General features: G+C 33.1%; 24 protein-coding genes. All 24 read left to right on the top strand.

Annotated elements, in window-relative coordinates:
- The first annotated feature begins 356 nt into the window (after positions 1–356).
- The 24 genes from PT603_RS03585 (at position 357) to PT603_RS03700 (ending at position 24,565) form a co-directional block, all read left to right on the top strand.
- The gene (locus PT603_RS03585) at positions 357–701 is read left to right on the top strand and encodes a hypothetical protein (RefSeq protein ID WP_238531029.1); all 345 of its coding nucleotides are present in this window, start codon (positions 357–359) and stop codon (positions 699–701) included.
- Positions 702–949: 248 nt separating this feature from the next.
- Positions 950–1,681: an Ntn hydrolase family protein gene (locus PT603_RS03590; RefSeq protein ID WP_008240007.1), complete on the top strand. Its 732-nt coding sequence runs from the start codon at positions 950–952 to the stop codon at positions 1,679–1,681.
- A gap of 144 nt (positions 1,682–1,825) precedes the next feature.
- Positions 1,826–2,329, top strand: coding sequence for a TIR domain-containing protein (locus PT603_RS03595; RefSeq protein WP_008240008.1), 504 nt, complete (start codon positions 1,826–1,828; stop codon positions 2,327–2,329).
- A complete protein-coding gene (locus PT603_RS03600) occupies positions 2,326–3,255 on the top strand; it encodes a macro domain-containing protein (protein WP_008240009.1) in 930 nt (309 codons plus the stop codon). Before PT603_RS03595 ends, PT603_RS03600 begins: the two co-directional genes overlap by 4 nt.
- Positions 3,256–3,956: 701 nt before the next feature.
- Positions 3,957–5,201, top strand: coding sequence for an efflux RND transporter periplasmic adaptor subunit (locus PT603_RS03605; protein ID WP_008240012.1), 1,245 nt, complete (start codon positions 3,957–3,959; stop codon positions 5,199–5,201).
- A complete protein-coding gene (locus tag PT603_RS03610; RefSeq protein ID WP_008240014.1) occupies positions 5,198–6,640 on the top strand; it encodes a TolC family protein in 1,443 nt (480 codons plus the stop codon). The genes PT603_RS03605 and PT603_RS03610 overlap by 4 nt, the downstream gene beginning before the upstream one ends.
- Positions 6,637–7,302, top strand: coding sequence for an ABC transporter ATP-binding protein (locus PT603_RS03615; protein WP_008240015.1), 666 nt, complete (start codon positions 6,637–6,639; stop codon positions 7,300–7,302). The genes PT603_RS03610 and PT603_RS03615 overlap by 4 nt, the downstream gene beginning before the upstream one ends.
- A gap of 11 nt (positions 7,303–7,313) precedes the next feature.
- Entirely contained in the window at positions 7,314–8,654 is a 1,341-nt protein-coding gene (locus tag PT603_RS03620) for an ABC transporter permease (protein WP_008240017.1), read from the top strand.
- Positions 8,651–9,826, top strand: a complete 1,176-nt coding sequence (locus tag PT603_RS03625) for an ABC transporter permease (RefSeq protein WP_008240019.1) — start codon at positions 8,651–8,653, stop codon at positions 9,824–9,826. Before PT603_RS03620 ends, PT603_RS03625 begins: the two co-directional genes overlap by 4 nt.
- A complete protein-coding gene (locus PT603_RS03630) occupies positions 9,816–11,183 on the top strand; it encodes a sigma-54-dependent transcriptional regulator (RefSeq protein ID WP_008240026.1) in 1,368 nt (455 codons plus the stop codon). The genes PT603_RS03625 and PT603_RS03630 overlap by 11 nt, the downstream gene beginning before the upstream one ends.
- On the top strand, positions 11,173–12,474 hold the full coding sequence (locus PT603_RS03635; RefSeq protein ID WP_008240027.1) for a sensor histidine kinase: 1,302 nt from the start codon (positions 11,173–11,175) through the stop codon (positions 12,472–12,474). Before PT603_RS03630 ends, PT603_RS03635 begins: the two co-directional genes overlap by 11 nt.
- A 627-nt stretch (positions 12,475–13,101) precedes the next feature.
- On the top strand, positions 13,102–13,605 hold the full coding sequence (locus PT603_RS03640; RefSeq protein ID WP_008240028.1) for a helix-turn-helix transcriptional regulator: 504 nt from the start codon (positions 13,102–13,104) through the stop codon (positions 13,603–13,605).
- A gap of 55 nt (positions 13,606–13,660) precedes the next feature.
- A complete protein-coding gene (locus PT603_RS03645) occupies positions 13,661–13,771 on the top strand; it encodes a nucleotidyl transferase AbiEii/AbiGii toxin family protein (protein WP_202946607.1) in 111 nt (36 codons plus the stop codon).
- Between the two features lie 83 nt (positions 13,772–13,854).
- A complete protein-coding gene (locus PT603_RS03650; protein ID WP_008240030.1) occupies positions 13,855–14,253 on the top strand; it encodes a nucleotidyl transferase AbiEii/AbiGii toxin family protein in 399 nt (132 codons plus the stop codon).
- Positions 14,254–14,627: 374 nt separating this feature from the next.
- Positions 14,628–15,512 (top strand): LysR substrate-binding domain-containing protein, encoded by an 885-nt coding sequence (locus PT603_RS03655; RefSeq protein ID WP_008240031.1) that lies wholly within the window; start codon positions 14,628–14,630, stop codon positions 15,510–15,512.
- Positions 15,513–15,588: 76 nt separating this feature from the next.
- A complete protein-coding gene (locus tag PT603_RS03660) occupies positions 15,589–16,509 on the top strand; it encodes a YeiH family protein (protein WP_008240032.1) in 921 nt (306 codons plus the stop codon).
- A gap of 371 nt (positions 16,510–16,880) precedes the next feature.
- On the top strand, positions 16,881–18,482 hold the full coding sequence (locus PT603_RS03665) for a hypothetical protein (RefSeq protein ID WP_008240033.1): 1,602 nt from the start codon (positions 16,881–16,883) through the stop codon (positions 18,480–18,482).
- A gap of 178 nt (positions 18,483–18,660) precedes the next feature.
- Positions 18,661–19,125 carry an SRPBCC family protein gene (locus PT603_RS03670; RefSeq protein ID WP_008240034.1) on the top strand — a complete coding sequence of 155 codons (465 nt, stop codon included), beginning with the start codon at positions 18,661–18,663 and terminating at the stop codon, positions 19,123–19,125.
- A 114-nt stretch (positions 19,126–19,239) separates the two neighbouring features.
- Positions 19,240–20,055 (top strand): AraC family transcriptional regulator, encoded by an 816-nt coding sequence (locus tag PT603_RS03675; protein WP_040488745.1) that lies wholly within the window; start codon positions 19,240–19,242, stop codon positions 20,053–20,055.
- Between the two features lie 73 nt (positions 20,056–20,128).
- Entirely contained in the window at positions 20,129–20,623 is a 495-nt protein-coding gene (locus PT603_RS03680; RefSeq protein ID WP_008240037.1) for a VOC family protein, read from the top strand.
- A 298-nt stretch (positions 20,624–20,921) separates the two neighbouring features.
- Entirely contained in the window at positions 20,922–21,134 is a 213-nt protein-coding gene (locus PT603_RS03685; RefSeq protein ID WP_008240058.1) for a hypothetical protein, read from the top strand.
- Between the two features lie 163 nt (positions 21,135–21,297).
- The gene (locus PT603_RS03690; protein WP_008240060.1) at positions 21,298–21,756 is read left to right on the top strand and encodes a GNAT family N-acetyltransferase; all 459 of its coding nucleotides are present in this window, start codon (positions 21,298–21,300) and stop codon (positions 21,754–21,756) included.
- Positions 21,757–23,067: 1,311 nt separating this feature from the next.
- Positions 23,068–23,883 carry a helix-turn-helix domain-containing protein gene (locus PT603_RS03695; RefSeq protein ID WP_238531030.1) on the top strand — a complete coding sequence of 272 codons (816 nt, stop codon included), beginning with the start codon at positions 23,068–23,070 and terminating at the stop codon, positions 23,881–23,883.
- Between the two features lie 73 nt (positions 23,884–23,956).
- On the top strand, positions 23,957–24,565 hold the full coding sequence (locus tag PT603_RS03700) for a DUF417 family protein (RefSeq protein WP_040488747.1): 609 nt from the start codon (positions 23,957–23,959) through the stop codon (positions 24,563–24,565).
- Positions 24,566–24,837 lie beyond the last annotated feature (272 nt).

A 24,837-nucleotide genomic window follows, 5' to 3' on the forward strand; every position in this document is an offset into this window, starting at 1 on the left:
GTATAATAGTAATAAAATAAGAAATCTTATTCTAAAACTGCTTAAAAAGATAAAATTAGATTTTGATATCGGCTCTTTTCATTACTTAATTGTTTTATTACTTATTTAATTTAAATAGGAATAATTCTTGTGTTTATTCATTTTTTTGAGATATATTTCAATAATTTGTACATAAATTTAAATATAGATTGCAAGATTTGGTTTAAAAAAGTTAAAATATTTTAAGCTTGGAACTGAGCAGATATTATAAATAAACACCATCTAGTGTTTAAACGTAGGATGGAAACCATTTTAGAAAACGGAACGAAAAAAAATTAAATTATGGCTGAACAGAAAACACAGGAATAAAAAATACATTGAGTAGAATATTGATATGGTTGCCTACATTAGCAATAATATTGTTTTATATTCCTAATGCTTTGGACAAATTAATTAATCATGACCAAACTGGTAAAGTGTTAGAAAGTAGTGCCGTATTAATTACTGCTGGAGTTTTTAATTTACTTGGTACGGCTCTTTTCTTATATAACAAATCAATACTGATTTGGACTTCAAATTTAGCATTGTATATAACTTTTATTGTTCTAATCCATATATATAAAGGAAAGCCATCTGAGATTGTAATTCTTATTCTTATGGCAACTGTATTCGCATCGTATATTAGAAATCCAACAATATTTTCGAGAAATACAGATACGTAAAATTGAACGAAATTATAAGCTGAATTAAAATAGGATTGAATATCACTGAATATAATAATCAGAAATGGAAAAAAAGGTTGGCCAACATTTTATTACTGCAATTACAGCGGATTTAACGAGGTCTGAATCACTATGAATTGCTATGGCCTGTGACAAACCGAAAATTGACACTTATTAACCCAAACTACATTTATATTTGACCGTCGTAATAAATAAACTGCCCAGGATAAACAAATAAAACACCAAATATGTCATTAATAATTACAACTTATGCTCCAGAAGGTATTATTTTAGCTGGGGATAGCAGATTGACTCTCAATTGGAATAAAGAAATTAACGGACATCAAACCCAATTTTCCATTACTGCAAGTGATTCCAATAGAAAAGTTTTTGCAATAAAAAATAAATTTGGTTTAGGGACATTTGGAGCTGCTGATATAAAGGGAATTCCAATCTCTGGATACATAAATCAGTTTATAGAAGAAAAAATTACCGATGAAACTAATATAGATGATATACCACAATCATTACATGAGTTTTTTGGAGATGGCTTGGGGAAGCCAGAAACTTCATTTTATTTATGTGGTTATAAATTAGAAAATAATATTTCTGTTCCTCATATATATTATGTTGATATTGCACATTCCCAGACAAATAGGATTAATTTAGATGGAACCAATATTCAATACGGTGCAAATTGGGGAGGAGAGACTGAGGTAATGATGCGCCTTTTGAACAACATTAAAATCAACAATGGAACTGATTGGGTTGAATTAACTACATCAGGTATACCTTTTAATTTTTTCACCTTACAAGATGCAATTGATTTCTCAATATATGCTGTTCGGACAACAATAGAAACATTTAGATTTCAACAAAGAATTAAAACGGTGGGTGGTCCAATTGACATTTTGGCGATAACAACAGACGGAACAAATTGGATACAAAACAAAGAATTAACGGCAATTAACATGCCGTAAAGTAAATAAGGCTTTATGTGTGGTGTTATAGTTTGTTACACGCATTAATTTTCATGCATTTTGGAAGTTAAAAGATTTATAATACCATACTCATGCAAACGTAATGACAAATCCTAAAACATACAACTTATACCAAAAAACGAAATGCCATACAGAAATAAAACATATGTAGCTTTTGACGCTGACAGTGATATAAGATATTACAGATTAATGAAAGCTTGGAAACAAAGTGACAATTCAGAATTTAATTTCTTTGACGCACATGATTTGACAAATATTTGGCAATACAGTTCAGAAGAAACAATCAAGAGAAATCTTAGAGAAAGACTAATGAATACTAAAATATTTGTCCTTCTTGTTGGCGAAAAGACAAAATATTTATACAAATATGTAAAGTGGGAAATTGAACAAGCGCTAAGCCTAGATTTGCCTATAATAGTTGTAAATCTAAATGGAAATAGAGGTTTAGATGACGTCAATTGCCCATCAATCTTGAAAGACAAGTTAGCCTTGCATATTAGTTTTAATGCTAAAATAATTCAAAAATCACTAGAGAATTGGGAGACCCTTCATGAAAATTATACATCTGAAAAAAAGTCAGGGCCATTTCAATATGACGAAACCATTTATAAACATTTAGGATTATGAAATGTCGTTTAACAATAGGTAATGGCCTATGGCTTCTATGGAAATCTTTAAGTTTTATTAAAGTTGGGAACAATTTACTATCTGTATTTGGTGTACTTTGGTTAGTTATTGAAGTTTTTACATTTTTTAACAAACAAGAAATCGTAAATCAAATTAAGGAATTTTGGGGTCTATTTGTTTTTATTGGAATAATAATAGTGATTTATCAAAATTGGCCTAAAAACAAATTTTCCTACAAGGTTAACAATAGAGACGTTTTTATAACTTTGCAAATTGGTGATATATTTAAATCAGACGGCGCATTGATAATTCCGGTTAATAATCGTTTGGATGTTGACAATCATGGCATTATTGCAAAATCTAGTAGCATTTTACGTTTATTTATTGACAAGGTATACAATCAAAAGCATAATTACTTGGCATCTGATATATCTTGTGAATTAAAAGATTCTGAGAAATTTTACTCAAATTTCATATTAACAGAGAATCCATTGACTTATAAAATAGGAACAGTTGTACCTATTTACCGCGACGAAAAACAATACTACCTTTTATGTAGCTCAACACTAAATGGTCAAAATCGTTCCAAGTCAACGGAGGATGATCTTCGTTCTTCATTAATTGAATTATGGGCATTTCTATCGCATTGTGGATCAAAAGATAATTTAGTGATTCCAATCATTGGAACTGGTCGAGGCAGAATACAAATGACACGTGAAGAAGTAATTAAGGAAATTGTTCTTTCATTTTTATCATCTTTAGACATTGAATCATATTGCGAACAGCTCACAATTTGCATTCATCCAAACGACATAAAAAAATATAATGTGAATATTGAAGGTATAACTGATTTTATAAGATTACACTGTATGAATGCAAATTTCAGTCGTAGAAATCACATGTCATTTGGACAGACAATCACATAAAAACTTGTGTATTAAACACGTGTCTAAGCATTCACAAAATCAGTAGAATTTCTTGTTTTAATCATAGTATCTTTTAATCTAAAATATTCGGTTTCAAAAATTGCTAAAGGCTATAATCAAGGGCCTGAACCAATTGCGGTCATAGAATCCATGCTCCAACATTCAATTAAACTAGAGGCGTTGCCCTCAATGGGTTGCCTATGTGTGGCGGAACGGTTGCGTTTCGGACGCTTACTTCTTAGGTTCAGGCCTTCCTAGCAATAGACCTTTTACATCCGCTTGTGGTTGTTCATGAAGCCTTCCCTTCTCAAAAGGATATGGATGCGCCAAAACCTTAACTTACCCTTACCGAAGCTATTTCTTTCATACTCATACACAACAGTTCATCGCTTCGTCGACCTTTTGCCATATAACAGAGAATACTCTTGTTAAGTAATATAAGCTTACAACAACGCTGAATGGAAATATTGTAATCCATCCTAATTTTACCGGTCATCTAGTCTTTTTTGTGTATAATTTTTAGTTTTATAATACAAGCATGTTTATGGACGGGAGAGTATTCAAATAGATAGTTAGATTATGTAATCCCAAAACCGAACATGAATGTCCGAAACCGAACACTTTTCTATTTTTAAGTATAATGTAAATCACTGTTAATCAGTGTAATACTGTTTTGGCATTTTATTGGTTTTTATCCTGGCATGGATAAAATAATTGATAAAAAAAGTCAGCGAACTAGTAAGCTAAAACGATTAAAAGTGCCTATTGGAATAGGTATTTTAGTTGTACTTATGCTTATCATCTTTCCTTCATTATTTAGGACTTCTATAAACTCTAACGCTATTATAGTTGAATCCGTTAAACGTGGTACGGTAGAAAATACCTTATCGGCAGAAGGTGTTGTCGAACCTTTTGGAGAAATGGTGTTGGTAAGTCCAGCAACAGCCAAAATTAAAAGCATATATCAACAGGCGGGTGCAGTGCTCGATTCCGGACAGGTAATTTTAGAGTTGGATGCAGAGTTTATGGCTTTAGAGTATAAACGGCTAGAGGACGAACTCAGATTAAAAGACAACAACGTTCAGAAACTACGGCTTGAGTTAGAAAAAAACCTGCAACAAATTAAACTTGAGAACGAAATTAAAAATCTGCAGGTTAAAAACTTTGAAGCATCCGTTAACCGAATGCAACGGTTGTACGAAATTGGAGGAGCTACCAAAGAAGCACTTAATCAGAGCCAGCAGGATTTGGAGATTGCCAGGTTAGAAAAGGAAAAACTGCAAAGTGAATACGAATATAAAAAGGCGTCTTTCGGACAAGAACTGGCCAATGAGAATATACTATCATCGATACAAAGGCAAAAACTAGAGGAGTTGGGTAAGAAACTAGAAGATTCTAAAATCACAGCCAATACTCCAGGAATGCTTACCTGGGTCGAAAAGAGAATAGGGGTACAGGTTCAGGAAGGAGAACCTCTGGCAAAGTTAGCTAATGTGTCGGCCTTTGTGTTGAGTGCAAGAATTTCAGATAGGTATATGCAGCAGTTGAAGATCGGAATGCCTGTGCTTGTAGAGATTAACAATAGAGTTGAGAAAGGGGAAATAGAACAAATTTCTCCTACGATAGAAAACAATGCGGTTAGTTTTAAAGTCCGCCTGGAGGGTGATAAACAAAATATGCTGAAACCAAACCTTTCCGTACCGGTTTCGGTGGTGATTGGAGAAAAACAAAATGCCCTATACTTGCCAGACGGAGCTGCCTTTAAAGGAGCGAAGTCTCAAAAGTTATTTGTGGTAAGCGCAGGTGAAGCAAAACCAATAGAAGTAGAGCTGGGTATACAGGCGGGTGGAAAAGTAGAGATTCTTAGTGGTCTTAAAGAAGGTGATCGGGTAATTATCTCTGATATGGAAAATTATAAAAACCAATCAAAAATACGTATTCAATGAAAGGAATAGTCCTATTCTTACTTGGTTTTGGATCTTGTTTAGCCCAGGAGCAGTCATATACGCTTGATGGTTTTATAGCTATTGCCCAGGAGCATTCTATGAGTCAGAAACGCACAACGCTTTCTCTACAGGAGGCATCTCTAGATGTTAAGGCTGTAAAGGCAGCATTAAAACCTCAGTTGACGTTAAATGCTCAATTACCTAATTTTTACAAGAGTTCCTCAGCTATTACACAACCCGACGGAAGTATAAGTTTTCTGCCATTATCTCAAGATGACAGCGATCTTCAGTTGCAACTCTCTAAACAGATTGGAGCCACCAATACCCTCCTTTTTTCGGAGGTGAATTTAAAACGCTACGAAAACTTCACTGCCGATGCCGTACTGTATAATAGTGTACCTTTTAGAATTGGAGTGCAACAAGGGATTAACACTTTTAATAGCATTAGGTGGCAACGACAGCTTAACGATGTGGATTACCAGATTGCTCTTAAAAATTCGTTGGTAAATAATGAAAAGGTGGCTCTTGATGTGGTTTCTGGATTTTTTGATGTGCTATTGGCACAAGTAAGTTTTGAAATTGCCAAGACTAATAGGGACAGTAATAAAAAAATATATACCATTGCCCAGGAAAGATATGAACTTGGTGTGCTATCCATGGCCGATCTCTATCAATTAGAATTACAACTCAATAAATCTGAAGAACATCTTATAAGTGCTAAACGACAGTTGTTAAGTTCGGATAGTCGTCTTAGACAAATTGCCAATTTCTTTCCTGAAAACGACAGTTTATTTAAGGTGGAAGCACCACAGAACATTAAACAGTTTTTTATAAATCCACTAAAAGCTCAGGAGATGGCTTGGCAAAACCGACCGGAACAACTGGAAAACGAAAAATCCATTCTTGAAGCTGAAATGGTACTCGATGAAGAACGTAAAATCCGAGGAATGCAAATGCAACTATTTGGGAGTGTTGGCGTAATTGGTTCAGGACTGGATATTAATACTGCCTATGAAAATGCAAAAGCCGATATACTAGTACAACTGGGAATTAAGCTTCCTGTTTTTGATGGTGGTCAACGCAGAATTGCTGTTGAAAAGAGAAAAGCACAGTTAAAATTTACCGAAGTTCATAATGAGTTTCAGGAGCAAAGCTTTAAACAAAAGGTACATCAGCTAGCAAAGCAGTTTAACGAAATACAGAATGAGCTGGAATTGAGTCAGAAAAGTTTAGAACTAGCTCAAAAACGATACGAAATAGCAAACCAACGATATATTCTAAATGGAATTAGCGTCACTGATTTAACCCTTGCCTTTGCAGAGCGGGACTCCTCATGGAGAAGTCATATATACCTGCTTCAAAGTTATTGGACGCTTTACTACGCAATAAGAGAATTAACTTTATATGATTTTGAAACTTCTAATTATTTGTACCAATGATAAAAATAGAAAACCTTAACAAATCCTATTTCACCGATACCCTGGAGACTCAGGCACTTCAAAATATCAATCTTGACATTGAAAAAGGAGAGTTTATATCAATTATGGGGCCTTCAGGCTGTGGTAAATCGACCTTACTGAACATGATTGGTTTAATAGATCAGCCTACCGATGGGCAGATCTTTATTAATGAAATGCAATTGGTGTCCCTTCCTGAAAAAAAACTGGCAGAGTTTAGAAACATGCATCTCGGATTTATATTCCAAAGCTTTCATTTGATTTCTGACCTGTCTGTGATTGACAATGTAGAATTGCCATTATTGTACCGAAAGGTAAGTGCTAAAAAGAGAAGAGAAATGGCAGAACAGGCTTTAGAGAAAGTAGGATTGATTCACCGTAAAAATCACTACCCAAATCAGTTGTCAGGAGGACAACGTCAAAGGGTGGCTATTGCCAGAGCAATTATTGGGCAGCCATCAGTTTTATTGGCCGATGAACCTACAGGAAACCTTGATAGTGTGCTAGGAACCCAGGTAATGGACTTATTAATGGAACTAAACAACCATTCTAAAGTTACCATCGTAATGGTTACTCACGATGAGGCTATTGCGAAACGTACCAATCGTATTATACGATTGTTTGATGGTAGTATCGTAAACTAAAATTAGGAGAGATGTTTAAAAATTATTTGAAAATTGCTTTAAACAGCTTGCGTAAGAATACGTTGTACACTGGGATTACTCTTTTTGGAATTAGTTTTACCCTGATGGTGCTCATTTTTGCTGTAGCAGTATTAGAGAATGAATTGGGAAGTAATAAACCCATGACCCAGTCAGATAAATTATTGTTTCTACCAAGTATGACTGCACATGGTTATGAACGTGAAATAGAGACTAAATACGACAGTACATGGGTTGAGGGAATGCTTAAAATCGACACCATCATTACAACCAAAGTAAATAGGGCTAATAAGACAAATGAATCAAACGCTGGATTATCATACACGGTTTTTAATAGAAAAATAAAAACGATGACTACACCAAAACGAGCATCAGTCTATTTTCCAAGAGTTCCTATTAATGTATATCCGGCCAATGCAAAACTTGAATTGATAGCCAATCTGGTAGATGCTGAATTCTGGAATATTCTCGATTTTAAATTCCTTGAAGGAAAGTCCTTTTCTGAAATAACTGTAGCTAACAGGGTCAGAGAAGTAGTTATAAAACAAGAGGCTGCACAAGCCTATTTTGGGAAGCAAGAAAGTTATGTAGGACGTGAATTTGTGTGGGGAACCAAAGGGACGTTTAAAGTTGTAGGGGTGATCGATAAAACTGCATCCTCTAATGAAGCAGTTATAGCTGATTTGTTTTTCCCCATAACCTTTGCAAATGAAAACGAGCTGGATTATGATTATGGCCATTTAGGCTCATGTCATGTCATATTATTAGCTGCTAATAGTGGTGATTTAGATAAGATTTCCGCTGAATTGGATAAAGTCGAAAGGACACTACAACCCGTAAATAATCTGGATGATTTTTTCTTTAATGAAAAGAGTGTAAAAGATATGTATGCGTGGAGTTTTATTGGAACTCAACGCGAACGTTTCGGGAACAAACTCTTGATGTATATCTTTATCGGCCTCGGTTTCTTTATGCTTATTCCCCTTATCAATCTAATTAATTTAAATAGTACACGGGTATTAGAGCGTTCAGGAGAAATAGGTGTTCGCAAGGCTTTTGGAGCACAAACCAAGGATGTACTTGTTCAATTTTTATTCGAAAACTTGATTTTAACACTTATAGGAGGGATCATTGGTATTTTTCTAAGTCAGATTTTATTAGGAGTGTTCAATACGAACAAGTGGTTGGGAGAAACCAATCTTTCTATGAATCTTAAGGTTGCATTGATCGGTTTTACAATTATGGTTATTTTCTCCTTTCTCTCTGGTATTATACCGGCGTACAGGATTTCTCGAATTGCCATTGCTAATGCTTTAAAAACTTCTTCATTATGATACTTCATTATCTAAAACTATTATGGAAACGTCGGAACAGACATACCCTTTTGTTTATTGAGTTTGTTTTCACCTTTTTTGTGTTGATCGCTGTACTTCACTATACGCTGGATAAGATAAAGTACATGAACGAACCTTTAGGTTTTGAGGTTAATGACCGTTACGTAGTCGATGTACAATTCGAAAAGAACTTTACAGAAGATTCAACTGCATTCTTCTCGCAACTGAATCAATTAAAAAGAGGATTGAAATCAGTATCGCCGATTAAGGCTGTCAGTGTTTCAAACGGAGTGTATCCATATGGAAATAGTGAATGGAGAACAGGTAGTGATACAGATGGTTTCTCCTACAATACCTCTTATGCTATAAATGATGAAGAAGCCTTGGAGTCTTATCATCTAAAATTGGTTAAAGGACGATTTTATACCAAGGAAGATTACGTTATAAGGAAAATGCCGTTGGTAGTAAACCAAAAATTTGTAGACATGTACATGAAAGGTAAAGAGCCTTTGGGCTTTGAGTTTTCTTTTAACCGAGAGGATGCTATAATAGTTGGAGTAATAGAAGCCTTTAAATATAATGGGGAGTTCCGTAAGGAGGAACCGTTCGCATTTTCACCGGCTAATTATGCCTGGGGGAATTCGAGTGCTTTAATAATAGCTGTTCAATCAGATACACCAGCTACCATTCAAAAAGAAATACATACAATTTTAAAAAGAGAATTGAAACACGAAAATTTTTCAATTACAGCCTTGGGCGATAGGAAAAAATCGTTTAACAATCGATATTGGGTGCCTCTTATAGGAATGTTGAGTGTTACTTTGTTTTTAATCATCAATATTGCCATGGGATTATTTGGTACTTTGCGATATGCCATAAATAAGAGACGATCGGAAATCGGGCTTAGAAAAGTGCTGGGCGCTACCTCTAATAACATTCGTCTTCAGGTGGTAGGGGAAGTGGTGTTATTAATGATGCTGGCCTTTATGGTTGCTTTAATTCCTACTGTGCAAATATTCGAATTCGGAAACCTTATTGAAGATTACACTACTTTTATAACATCTATAGTCTTAAGCTTGTTATTAATCCTTATTTTGGTGTTAATTTGTAGTATTATTCCGAGCCATAGAGCTTCTAAATTGATGCCAGCTGTGGCTTTACATGAAGAGTAAGTATATGCAACCAAACAAAATATTAATCCTGGATGATGATGAAACGGTTTGTCAGTCGTTGCGATACTTATTTGTAAAACAAGGATGGGAAGCCCAGTGGCTAACGAATCCTTTAAATGCGGTGGCTTTTATTGAAAACAACCCTATTGATTTAATTCTGTTAGATCTTAATTTTAGAGTAGGAACAGATGGAAAAGAAGGATTGGGTATTTTAAAAGAAATAAAAAAACACTTTAAAGAGATTCCTGTTATTCTTTTTACAGCTTGGGGAAGCATGCAACTGGCCATAGATGGAATGAAGCTTGGTGCGGTAGACTTTCTGACCAAACCGTGGAATAACGAACATTTGGTAGCTACCATTACAACACAGTTGCAATTAAAATCAAAAAGCGAACAGAAAGATATAGTTCATTCCAGCCTCGATGCAATTATCGGTGCATCTGAGGTAGTTCAATCTGTTAAAGATTGGATTGTAAAAGTAGCACCAACCGATGCAACGGTGCTTATAACGGGTGAGAGTGGTACTGGAAAAGAATTGGTAGCACAAGCCATTCACGATTTAAGTCATCGTAAAAACCATCCTTTTGTGAAGGTTAATTTAGGTGCAATCCCTGAAGGATTATTTGAAAGTGAACTCTTCGGTCATAAAAAAGGGGCTTTCACTTCAGCGGTTTCAGACAGGGAAGGACGTTTTAAACTTGCTGAGAAGGGGACCTTATTTCTGGATGAAATAGGAGATCTTGCCTTATCCTCCCAGGTAAAGTTATTGAGGGTACTTCAGGAAAAAACTTTTGAGCCATTGGGGGGAAGTAAGCCTGTTCAAACTGATGTAAGAGTAATATCAGCAACCCATAAGAGCCTTCCGGATATGGTTATTCACCAGACATTTAGAGAAGATTTGTTTTACCGGGTGAATCTATTGCATATTCATTTACCATCCTTGCATGAGCGAAAGGAAGATATTCCCTTGCTGGTAAATTATTTTGTAATGCAATTAAACAACAATACAAAACAACAGGTAAGGGTAGAAGAGCATGCATTAGAGTGGCTTAGTAAGCAACTATATCCAGGGAATATCAGGCAGCTAAAAAATTGTGTAGAAAGAACTGTATTGTTAAGCGCTAAGAAAAGTTTGGGGATAAAAGATTTTAAACCTCATTTGGAAGCCAAGCTGACAGGTGTAGCTAAATTTCCCAAGGTTGGTGAAGTTACCCTGGATGAAATGGAAATACAGCTTATAAAAAATGCTTTGGAGTTTTACTCAGGAAATATAACAGATGCCGCCCGAGCTTTGGGAATTACACGAAGTTCTTTGTACCGTCGTATCGAAAAACATAAAATACAGTATGAGTCTTAAATGGCGGTATAGAATTGTTCACTTTATTGTATTTGGGTTGTTTACAGCCTTAGCTGTTTATACGTTTCAAGAAAATCTTAAGTATCTATTGCTGGCTGAATTTGTGATTTTGATACTTATAGTGTTATCGTTCAATTTATTTCGGGCTTTATTTCTTCCGATAGACCAGATTAAATTGGGGATTGATACAATAAAAGATCAAGATTTTACTGTAAAAATTACTGAAACAGGGCTGGTGGAAGTAGACGAAATGATAAAGGTATATAATGCCCTTATTGAGAATATTCGAAGGGAACGCCGTTTTCAAAAAGAACAGCACTTTTTTCTTTCACAGTTAATAGATAATCTACCTTTAGCGGTGTTTATTTTGGATTTTGACGATAAGATATCCGAATATAACCCTTCGGCAGCACAACTTTTTCAGTTAAATGAAAGTAGTATTGGGACAGCTGTCTTTGAGGTGCTCCCATTTCTACAATCGGTATCCTTAGAGCCCACATTTTCTATAAAAAGATATAATAATAATTATTTCAGAATAACAATAAACAATTTTGTGCATAAGGGCTTTAACAGGAAACTTATTATGCTAGAGGAAGTAAGTCGTGAAGTTTTTGCCATAGAGAAAAAGGCCTATGACAAGGTAATACGGATGATGGCACATGAAGTGAAGAACTCTGTTGGAGCGGTAAATTCTATTTTAGATGAATTAAGAAAGGAGGTCTCTGAAGAAGAATGTAATTTACTGGAGATAAGCATTCGTAGAAATCTAGCGCTTAATCAGTTTATCAATAATTTTGCCAAGGTAGTTAGGATTCCGGAGGCTAACTTACAACGAACAGAACTTGTTGCCTGGGCCGAAGAAGTTTTAACTCTCATGAAAAGCAAAGCTTTGGAGGCTGATGTACAACTGACTTTTATTAAACCTATAATGCCTGTTTATGCCGACATTGATACCACATTAATGGAGCAGGTATTGATTAATGTATTGCTCAATGCTATTGAAGCTTCGATTGGAGCCGATAAAAGGGTAGTGGAATTGGAGATATCTCCTAATAAAATTATTGTAACTGATTTTGGATCGGGTATTCCTGAAAAATTGCAAAACGAACTATTCACTCCTTTCTTTACTACCAAACCCCAGGGACAGGGGGTGGGACTAACCATGGTAAGAGATATTCTTAAAAAGCATAATTTTACCTATACCCTGAAGAGTAATGATGGCAAAACTGAATTTTGTATAAACATATCTTCTACTTCAGAAACTACCAAAAGTGTTTCTTTCTTGTCTTAAGGTTCGAGAACCACATTTTTAGACCAGCTAAAATCTTCTCTAAAAGAATATATGGATAAAGATTTGTAAACGGATACAAATAAAACAAACAAAAAGAAAAGTAAAGCTAACGGATGCCATCAACTGCGCACGAATAATGGCTCGCCACTTATCGGGACTTATAGTGCTCTGTTGGTTTGCATCCGTTGATAGAAAGTCCTTCTTTTTTCTGTTTTTTCTATTGGAGTGAATTTTAATAGTTAGTCATCTATTTTATTAGTTGGTGTAGGCTCATCTTTAGAATCAATAATCTCATGGTACTCTCTCATTGTAGAACTTACAATAATCTCAACAATAAGGTCTATCAAACGATCTTCTTTTTTCTTTTCCAACTTTTCATAAAACTTGTCAATATCTTCACAATTCTGTCCTGGTAATGTCCCCTTTTTAACAGCATCTTATTTAGATGTTAATTTACAGTAAATCACAGGCTTAGAAACGTTTAAAAGCAACACTTAATTGAAATATAACTTTGACAAAATAGACTTTTTATGTCGAAATTAAAGAAAGAATTTATCTCATTTTTTCCTTTATTAAATTGTAATGTCGACCAAAAGGAATATAAGCAAAAATGTTTATTTTTGTATTATGTTACAGCAATATGAAAAATATAGGGGTATCCATCCGGGTATTGTACTTGGTAGAGAATTAAAAAAACGTTCTATCAAGCAACGACCTTTTGCTTTGTCTTTAGCGGAACATCCTCAAACCTTTAATGCTATTACCAAAGGTAAAAGAGGAATTAGCACTGCATTAGCATTGAAGATTGAGCGAAAACTTGGGTTGGAAGAAGGTACTTTGGTAATATTGCAAGCATATTATGACATCCAAAAAATCAAAGAAAAAGAAATCAAAAGTACTCCTGATCTGCATATCTTAAGTAAAGCTTTGTTTTGGGATACAGATATTAAATACATAGATTGGGAACGACAATACAGGGCTGTTATTCAACGTGTTTTTGAGCGAGGAAATGAGAATGATAAAAATGAGATTATTCGCTTTTACGGTACTGAAAAAGTAAACCAAGCTTTGCAGGAGTCCAATATCAGAAATCCATATACTATATACAGATTCAATAAAACTACAGGCTAATTATGATGTATTATAACACAGTCAATGATCTTTTAAAAACACATTGATTACTCTGATGGAGTCCTCTGTATTTGAGTCTTTTCGTTTGGTGGGCGGTACAGCATTAAGTCTTCAATTAGGACATCGGTTTTCTGTAGATATAGATTTGTTTAGTGATGCCCCGTAAGGTTCTATTGATTTTAAAGCTATTGATGAATTCATAGAGAAAACATTTCCCTACCACCATCATTTTTAAATCTAGCTCCTGCAATGGGTAAATCTCACAGTGTGGGTACAGATAAGAATAATGTGATAAAATTAGATGTGTTTTATACGGATACATTTATACAGGCTCCTTTGATTGCGGATGAAATCAGAATGGCTACTACCGAAGAAATCATCGCTATGAAAATTGATGTGGTCCAACGTATAGGTCGCAAGAAAGATTTCTGGGATTTGCATGAACTACTATACCAATACAATATTTCTACCATGCTTTTTCTCCATCAACGACGTTATCCTTATACACACGATCAAGAACTAATACTGAACAACCTCATCAATTTTCTGTTTGCGGATGATGATTTTGATCCAATATGTTTAAGAGGTAAATATTGGGAATTTATCAACGAGGATTTTGTTGATGCAGTAAAAGTACATAAGCCCTAGTCCATATATTCCGAAAAGCATTCCCTAATGATTATTCCAACAAGATAATATAAAATTCTATTAAGATTCCAATTTCTTTTTTCTTAAATAAGATTCACTTTTATGTTCAACCCTATGAGAGGTCTTATTAAATTTAAAAAAATTGTTGTCTATTTTTGGTGGTACAAAGAAAAAGGATCAGAGAACTTACCATTGAAAAATAAACATCTATTGGCTAATCAACTTCTTTTAGGTTATTTCATTTCCTATATGGCATTTACGCTTTAAAAATGAAATTCTCTAAAACTTAAAAAAAGCGAATCTATATTAAAACGAAACCCTTATTTTTAATTGAAATTGCTGTTGTCAAGCAGCCTCCTATTGTACAAAAACTAATGAAAACGAAGTTACACATATTCAAAACTGTTGCTAAACATTTAAGTTTCACAAAAGCTGCTGAGCTATTGCATATTTCTCAACCAGCTATTTCCAAAACAATAAAAAATTTAGAGCAAGAATATGAAACCACATTTTTTGTTCGGAAAAGAAACTCAATTGAGTTAACCGAAGAGGGAAAATCATTTCTAATATATGTGAATAAAATAGTAGCGATCTACTCTGAAATAGATGAACAATTTCTACATAAAAATGAAAGCTTTCCAGAGTTTATAAAGTTTGGGGTAAGTACAACTTTATCCAATTATATCATTCCAAAAGTAATTGCGAAATTTAGGATGCAATTTCCTCCAACAAAATTTGATATAATTAGTGATAACTCAGAAAACATTGAAAATTTAATTTTAAATGAAGAGATCGATTTTGGTATTACTGAAGGGAATTCTTCTAACCCAAAATTAAACTTTGAAAAATTTATAAAAGATGAAATTGTGTTAGTAACCAATGTCAACAATCCTTCATTTAAAAAGGGAAGTATCGATATAGAAACGCTACAAAAAATTCCAATAATTGAACGTGAAAAAGGCTCTGGAACTAGAGAAATAATAGATGCTTTTTTGGTTGAGAATGGAATCGATAACCTTAATGGTGTAGTTACATTAAATAGTACTGAAGCCATCAAAAACTACCTATATAATTCTACCGATTATGCTCTGTTGTCAATTAACGCCATTAACGATGATTTAATAGACAATAAACTTAAGATAGTAGACATAAAGGGTTTAAGTATTGAGAGATGGTTCTATTTTGTAAAAAGAACAGGTTATCTTTCAAATTCTATGGAAAAATTTAAAAAATTTATTCTACTTAATTATAACTTTTAGTTATCTCTTATAATAAATTAATTTGCTTACGGGTTATTAATTGAATCTACTTTTGTATCAAATAGAATCATTTGATATGAAAGATATTTATTCAAAAACAGTTTATTTTTGTATCCTTATAATCGCACTTTTAGGGGTAATAAACAGTCCAACAGCTATGCTTCTTGGCTTTGTGTTTACCATTTTTTTCAATAATCCATATAGAAAATACAGCCATAAAGCAATCCATTATTTTTTAAAAATTTCAGTTGTTGGACTAGGGTTTGGAATGCATATTAAAGAAACGCTAGAAACAAGTAAAGAGGGGGTAAGTTTAACTCTATTTTCCATAATTTTAACTGTTTCGCTAGGCTTGCTGTTAACCAAAATTTTGAAGTTAGATTTTAAACTTGGACATCTCATAAGTTCTGGAACCGCCATTTGTGGTGGAAGTGCTGTTGCTGCTATTGCTCCTGTTATAAAAGCAAAAAGTAACACCATAAGTATAGCTTTAGGTATCGTATTTCTATTAAACTCGATTGCATTGTTAGTGTTTCCAGCGGTAGGGCACTTTTTAAGTTTATCTCAAGATCAATTCGGTTTATGGTGTGCTATTGCTATTCACGATACAAGTTCGGTAGTTGGGGCTGCATTAGGTTATGGTGACGAAGCATTAAGAATCGCAACCACAGTAAAATTATCTAGAACCTTATGGATTATCCCTTTATCAATTTTTTCCATGTTTTTATTTAAAACAAAAGGAGAAAGAATTCGAATTCCTTACTTTATTTTTTTATTTATTGCTGCAATTCTAATTAATAGCTATCATATTTTACCTCAAACAGTTACTAGTAATTTGGTATTAATTGCTAAACGTTTATTGATAGTAACATTATTTTTAGTTGGTTCAACCATTTCAATAAAAGAGTTGAAATCCACTGGAATGAAACCCATTATAGTAGCATTGGTTTTATGGATATTTATTTCAATTTTTTCATTACTTTATATATTGAACTAAATCCATCGTAAATACTATAGCTCCTACAGAAGTCCCTTAATTGAGTAAAACATGATACAAAACCGTCCTTTTCAAAGGTGTTTGTTGTTTGAAATTGTTTACAATCTATACGAGCTACAAAACAAAGGAAGAGATGATCCTTATACAGCATCATAATTTAACTATTCAATTACTTGCAACGGTATCTATAGTTAAGGTATACTAAACTTTTTTAAGGACATAACTTTATACATGTTACAGAAATTTACACACATGCAGCAGGAAATAGTTTTGTTATAAATAAAATTTATTAGATTTATAATTAAACAGCTAACAATAAACATCAAAGGGTGTGTAAATCTGCGTTGTACTTCTTTCAAGGAAACCTTAAAATGATAGATTGGATAAAAAAAATATTAAATAACGAAGACCTAAAAGAAATTCCTGAATGGGAAACGGACAATTCAATACTTGTATACCTCAAAAGGAATATAAAAGAAGATGGTTCATTGAATCAATCAGCTGAAAAATTGCCAGACGAAAAAAAGGTTGATGCTGAAATAAAATTTATGCCAGGCTTATTGGATGCAACTTTTGGGGCTGATGTATCAGATAAATCGAACACCAGAATAAAACAACTCGTTAGGTTAATTAATAAAATTGCCAAAAACGGGGATAGTCAAAGTAAATCAGACTTTTATAGAGAAATCACAGAGAATGATAATGTCATTGAAATTATAGATGAATTTTTAAATAAACTAATACAAAACTCATTACCAGTTGAACCTTATCTATTTGATTATGCCAATAAATTAGCTACTAAAACAAATAATCGAAATGCAGTGAAATTTGGAATTGCTATTCTTGGATTGTGCGAAAATAAGAAACCAATTAACGACATTAAAATTTTGGGACTTCATGATGAATTTTCAGTTTTTTCAACTGTAGCACTTTCAAATTTATCAGACAATTTAGTGAATGATTTGTGGGAACTCGCTAAACGAGTTCAAGGTTGGGGTAAAATTCAAATAGTGGATCGGTTAAGCGAAATGGAGTTGAATGATGAAATTAAAGATTGGCTTGTACTTGAAGGATATAAAAACAATATAATGTATGAGTATTTAGCCTTAACCTGTGCAAAAAATGGAATGCTCAATGAAAAACTAAGTTCCGAATCTATAGACGACAATCTTTATTCTTCAGCTAGTGATATTATTATTTCATTAATGGATGAAGGTCCTGCGGTTGGAATGTCTTGTTATGACGATTCTTGCGAAACTATTAAAAACTTTATTAGGCATTCTAAAACACGAAACCTAAATATTTCAACTTATTTAGCACTTCATAGAATTAAAGATTATCTAGAAGAATCCCCAGAAGAAAATGAAACTTTAAAAAAATGGAATCAAAACGATGTATCCAATTGCCTTATTGACATTATTGAATTATTACACTCTAAAGATTTGACTACTGAAGTTCAAACTGCTTTAAAGAGCTCTGACGATCTTGAATATTGGAATGGTAAACAGGCTGCTCAAAAACTTGGAATTGACCTTTGGGATACATTTTGGGAAAGACTAAAGCAAAATCCACTAGATGGTTCAGCTTGGTATGATGTAACTGCTAATGCAAAAGAAAGTAATGTTGATGAAATCATAGATTTTGCAATAAAAAATTTACCACTAGAATTTTTAGGTTCTGGACCAAAAGATTCAACAGGTATTGGAGATGATTTTCACAAGCATTATTCATTGGAAAATGTCATAACGTTTTTAGGAAATTATCCAAAAAGAGGCGAAAAACTTATTCTAGTTGGTTTAGATAGTCCTGCAACTAGAAACAGGAATATGGCTATCCGAGTATTGGTTAAGTGGAAAATGGAGAATTGGTCTAAAGAGCTAACTAAGAAGTTAAAAAGACTAAAGGAGATGGAACCAAATGCAGACACCAAGAAGAAAATTGAACGACTTTTAAATGGAGAAGAACTGAATTAAAATAAAACACCAAACCACAAAATTGGTTATACCTAATGTTGGTTTTAGTATTAAATTGAAAGCAGGTGAATATTACCAAGCATACGGATACACTGAAAGTGAAGTGCATTTTAATACTTCACAATTCATTGCCTAACCGTTAGCGGCAAGTTGGAAAATTTTATAATTAGAATTTATTATGGATAAAATAGAAAACCCAATTGTTGAATGCCAGATGATGATAAGAAAACCTATTTCAGAAGTATTTCAGGCATTTGTTGATCCTACGATTACAACCAAGTTTTGGTTTACCAAGTCCAGTGGAATTCTTGAAAAGGAGAAGAGTGTTACATGGGAATGGGAAATGTATGGTGTTTCAGATACAATAAAAATAATTGAACTTGTACCAAATCATCTAATATCAATTGAATGGGACAACCCTAAAACAATCGTGGATTTTGAGTTTTCGGAATTGTCCAAAGAAACTACTTATGTTGTAATCAAGAATTATGGATTTTCTCAAACTGGAAATGAACTGATTGAGGTGATAAAGAACAATACAGGCGGATTTACTACTGTGTTAGACGGACTAAAAGCATATCTTGAATTCGGAATCGAACTGAATTTAATAAGCGATAAGTTTCCACACGTTAAACAGAAATGACAAAAACCAGAAGCTATCAAAAGCTATAAATAATTGCTTGTCATGGACTCCTTCTTAAAATCCGCTAAGTTTTTCAGTTTGGTGCCTACTTTGGACTTGTATAAACTATACAGTATGGAATATAAAACGTACGAACCACATATAGACTTAAAATCACTTGTTAGTTGTTATTGGACTTTGGAAGTACCAAAGCAAATTGAAACGCAAAAGCAACGAATCGTACCAGATGGATGTATCGAAATGGCATTTATTCTCGGGGATGACATAAAACGGTACACTTCTGATAAAGAATTTCTTCTTCAACCTCGTGCAATGGTACTTGGACAAACAATTGAACCCTTTTTCATTGAGCCAACAGGATTAGTTAATACAATTGCTATCCGATTTTATCCCTATGGATTTGCCAACTTTATTTCCGAACCAATCGAAAATCTAGTAAATAAAGAAACATCTTTAGAACAACTTTTTGGATTTGAAACCGCCACTGATTTAGAACAAAATATAATCAATGCCAAAGACACTGAACACAGGATAAACATTATTGAAGAATTTCTTTTGAACAGGCTTAATGAGGAAAAAACAATTAATGCTATTGTTAAAAATACAGTTGATTCACTGCTGTCTACAAACGGAAGTGTTTCTATCTCTTCGATCTTTAAAGATAATCCTTCAAAACGAAGGCAACTTGAAAGAAACTTTAGAAAACAAATCGGAGTAAGCCCCAAACAATTGGGAAAGCTAATTCGCCTGCAAACTGCTTTAAAAATGTTGCTTAACCAGCAGTCGGAAAATCTGACTGACATTGCCTATAATAGTGAATATTTTGATCAAGCGCACTTTATAAAGGATTTTAGGGAATTTACAGGAATTAATCCCAAAGAGTTTATCACTCATGAAAATTTGGCTCTTTCTGCTCTTTTTTACAAATAATTCAGTTGTCGCATTTTTACAATTTTAACCGACTTTCTGCTATTAGTTTTGTTCCGGTATTTACAAACTAGAAATGAAAGAAAGACTTTTTATTGCAATTATTACCTTGACATTTGGTATTGTGTCTTGTGAAAATAAAGTTTCTTCAACTTCGGAACAAAGTCAAATTAATGAAACAAATACAAAAAGCGTAGAACAAATGAATAGTTATATCTCTATTTTTGAAATCCCTGCAAAGGATATTTCACGGGCCATCAACTTTTATCAAGAAATATTGGAGGTGCATATTGAAAAATTACAATTTCCCGAAATGGAAATGGGTCTGTTTCCATTTCAAGACCAGATGGTTACAGGAGTAATTATGAAAGGAGAGGGGTATGAACCTTCTGCAAGTGGGGTTACTATTTATTTTAATGGTGGAGATAATTTGCAGAACATTCTAGACAAAGTTGAAAAAAATGGGGGTAAAATCATAATTCCTAAAACACACCATGCTGATGAGATTGGATTTTTTGCCATTTTCCTTGACTCTGAAGGAAATAAAATCGGACTACATTCAGCAAATTAAAAAACGGAAAATGCACCATAATGTGTATTAATAATTGGCGGTTCAAGTGCCTATTTGGATCGCCAATTTGTTTAATTTAGTGTCTTGAAATCTAAGTGTTTATTGGGAAAATACACTACTACTCAAATACATTTCAGTAGTGATACGGAAATGGTAACCAAACTCAAAATGCCTAAAATTAAAGTGCTTATTTTATGTATACTTAATTGGAATTGTTTCCAGTGAAAATCCAGCAAGGGAAATTGTCAAAAGGTATTGTGAAATTCTTGACAATTCAACTATTCTCTCAATCGAAAGTTTGTTTACTGACAGCCTTTTAATAAAGGTAACCCAATACGAGTATGAACAAACATTTTCCCAAAAAGAATATGAAGAATGGTTAAAATGGGACTTTGTATTTAGACAGACTTTTGAATTGAATGGAAAAACATCACCCAGAACTCAAGGAATTGATCCACGACCAGGCAATGAGTGGAGGAATGAATTATTGATGAGCTATAAATCTTTATAAAAGCATAAAGTAGCGTAGTACAACACTTTATTTCCGTATTTTTGACGGATTCAATCACGTTCTAATTTGCTTAGGATAGTTTATATAACCTAAAAGTTTGGTGATATGTACTATTACGGAGAGGTATATAAAAGGATAGATGACGTTTAAAATTTGAATAAAGATGACTTTTAGAGAAGCAAATAATACAGACATTAAGCAGATTCAAATTGTAAGAAACGCTGTAACCGAAAATACGCTATCAGATCCTGGATTGGTAACTGATGCTGATTGCTTGGAATTTATTACTCAAAGAGGAAAAGGATGGGTTTGTGAAATTGACAATCAAATTGTAGGGTTTTCAATTGCGGATCTAAAAGGAAATAATATTTGGGCACTATTCGTACATCCAAGCTATGATAAGCAAGGAATAGGAAGACAATTGCATGACTTAATGCTAAATTGGTATTTTAAGCAAACCTCTAAAAAAGTTTGGTTGGGAACAGCACCCAATACAAGAGCAGAAATTTTTTATAGAAAATTGGGGTGGGAAGAAGTTGGCACTCATGGAAAGGGAGAACTAAAATTTGAAATGACCATTGAAAACTGGAGAAACAAAAGTGCAACTGACAATAATGAATAACTGCAATTTCCATGGAATTAGGAAACCCTGAATCCACACAGAATTAATAGGTCTATTGGTATATAAGAACACATGATATTATGGAGACAATTATTTAATTAAACTAGAATGGTATAAAGGAGCTGTGTTTGGAGTTCGTTCTAACATATATTGTGTACGGGGAGTTAGAATATGGCTAAATCAAATATTAGGAAATTTTATTATGAAATCAATTATCAATTTTTATGACCAACTTTTCACCTATTTTTATAATTTGAAAAAAAATAGTGATGACACGCCTGAATATTTTCCAATTATTATTATAACTGTTGGTCAAACGGGAAATTTATTATTATTAGCTATTCTTCTATTTCATATTTTAAGAATAGATTTTGCTTTTTTGCCCAATTTTTTTTTATTTCTTGGTGTAGTGGTTTTAGTATTTAATTGGTATGTGTATAAATTTAAGGAAAGAATGGAAATCATCTTACAAAGGGGCTTGAGAATCACTTTTGGATTTAAGATCTTCTCTTATTTTTATATTCTAATTTCCTTTGTATCTCCTTTATTCTTAATTCACTTTCTTAAAGAATTTTTCTAGTAAGTTATATAGCCCCAAAAATTGTATAATTAAAGCTAATAAAATTCGATATTTTTTTTACGCTACGAACCTCATAGTACTAGCATATGTGGTGTGCCTATTTACTACATTATGGATTTGTTTAATTGCAAAGTATTAGGTTGCTACTAGTAAAACAAAAATAATTTAGAGTACCGTAATTGAAGTTTTAGAATGACGCTAAAGAATCTAAATATTATCCAGATTTAGCATTTCATTTTGATTGAGATGTCTAGTAGACCTGTGATGAGTTTACTAAATTATTCAAGGTAAATGGTATCAGACAAAGCAACTTGGTTACATACCCAAAAGAGAATAAGAAAACTAAAATTAGGATGATGAAACGATTATAAATTGGAATCATAATTTAGTTATATTTTAAGATTATAAAAACGCATACTAATTTTTTATAATGTGAAGTGACCACTTTAGATATCGAGTTATAATCTTCAAATGCTTTTTTTGTATGCAAAGCTTTCATTTTTTTTTGATTCATTTTATTCAAGAGTGAATGGTAAGAAGAGTTATTTTTATTAATACAAGGAATATCTGTATTATGCGATTGGAATATGTTTGACTATAGTAAAAGTTGAACTTTTAGAGGCGGAAATTTAAGAAATACGTCCCTAGATAAAAATGAAACACCTATTTTTAATCCAAATTGAGAGAGATGTGTAGCCTTCCTTTGCTAGGAATTTAAAACAAAATGAGAATTGTTTTCAATACTATATACTGAGACCAACTATTTTAGAGATAACTATAACATTCCGAGATATTCTATTATCCTAATGGAAGATCCTAGTGAATTTTCCATTGATTTTGTGAATTATACAACTAAGCGAAATTCTATTCTTTTTCTATCTCCCTACCAAAATCTGAAATGGCTTAGAACATCACCTCAAAAGATTAAAATAATTGAATTTCACGGTGACTTTTATTGTATAGAATACCATAAAAAGGAAGTTGCCTGTAATGGCTTATTGTTTAACAACATTTACTCTCAACCATACATCTCTCTGGATGAAAGTAACTTTCGAGAATTGGAAATAGTTGTTGAGAAAATGGATTTTGAAAATCAAAACAAAATAAATTTCTCCGATGCAGTACTGAGATCTTATCTCCAGTTACTCTTAGCGATATGCAGTAGAGAAAAAGCGTTGCAAATTGATGATACGCTTTTAGAGCATCCTTTTGAAACGCAACTCTTGGAATTTCAGTCATTGTTAGAACAACATTTTATACTTCAACGTACCCCTTCGTTTTATGCTAATGTACTGGCGATGTCTCCTTCTTCCTTTAGTAAAAAAGTTAAACAACAATTTGGAAAAACGCCTACAAAACTAATTCAAGAGCGTGTTGTATTAGAAGCCAAAAAACAATTACACCTCACTCATAAATCTGTCAAGGAAATTGCATCCTTACTAAATTTTGACGATGAATATTATTTTAGTCGTTATTTTAAAAAAGAAGTTGGATTGCCTCCATCACAGTTTCGGGAAGAAGTAGGTATTTCTATTGTGGCAAAATAATACATTCTTTTTCATTAATTGTCCATTAGTTACCATTATAGGGTGTCCTATTTTTGTAGGAAACTCTTTTATGATGAATAAATTAATAGATTTCTTAAGTAACAGCCATTTTAATTTTGTGCATTTTATGCGTGTTGCAATTTTCATTGTCATGGCTTGGATTGGTGGATTAAAGGTATTTCAATATGAAGCAGATGGAATTGTTCCTTTTGTAACGAACAGCCCGTTTATGAGCTTTTTTTACACCCATTCTAAGGATGTAAGTGTTAACCAGGATGGTAAAACGGTGGCCCAATATATACTGCACAAAAATCCCGAAGGCAAGATGGTTTCCGAAAATATTAAGTGGCATCAATCAAACGGAACCTATATTTTTTCATATGGTTTAGGTACCGTTATTGTTTTGATTGGTTTGTTCACACTTTTAGGAAGTTGGTATCCAAAAATTGGGCTTTGGGGAGGATTATTGACCTTTGGTATGTCTATAGTTACTTTATCATTTCTGGTGACTACACCTGAAGTTTACGTCCCAAATTTAGGAGGAGATATGCCTACCCCTCATTTTGGATTTCCTTATTTGTCTGGAGCCGGTAGATTGGTTTTAAAAGATATTATTATGATGGCAGGAGGTTTACTAATTGCATCTGATTGTGCTAGAAAAATAAAAACTATGGCTAATTAAGGTAGTAGTTACTCAAGTTTATAATATTGTAGACGAATACTATAGTCTTCCCTAAGTGGTAAAGACATTATAATAAGAAGTAGTAATTTAAAGATCATTTTTAATGTTCAGCCAGTAATAGAATTCTTATATTCTCTTATTTAAATAGGATTATGACTAGTTAATTAGCTAATTTAAAATGAAAGCAATGGTACTTCATTCTGAATTTACAAATTTCATTATATTGTAGAATTTGTTTTCAATTATAATTAACACTATAGTGGTAATTATTT

The sequence above is a fragment of the Imtechella halotolerans genome (assembly GCF_028743515.2).
Classification (GTDB): Bacteria; Bacteroidota; Bacteroidia; order Flavobacteriales; family Flavobacteriaceae; genus Imtechella; species Imtechella halotolerans.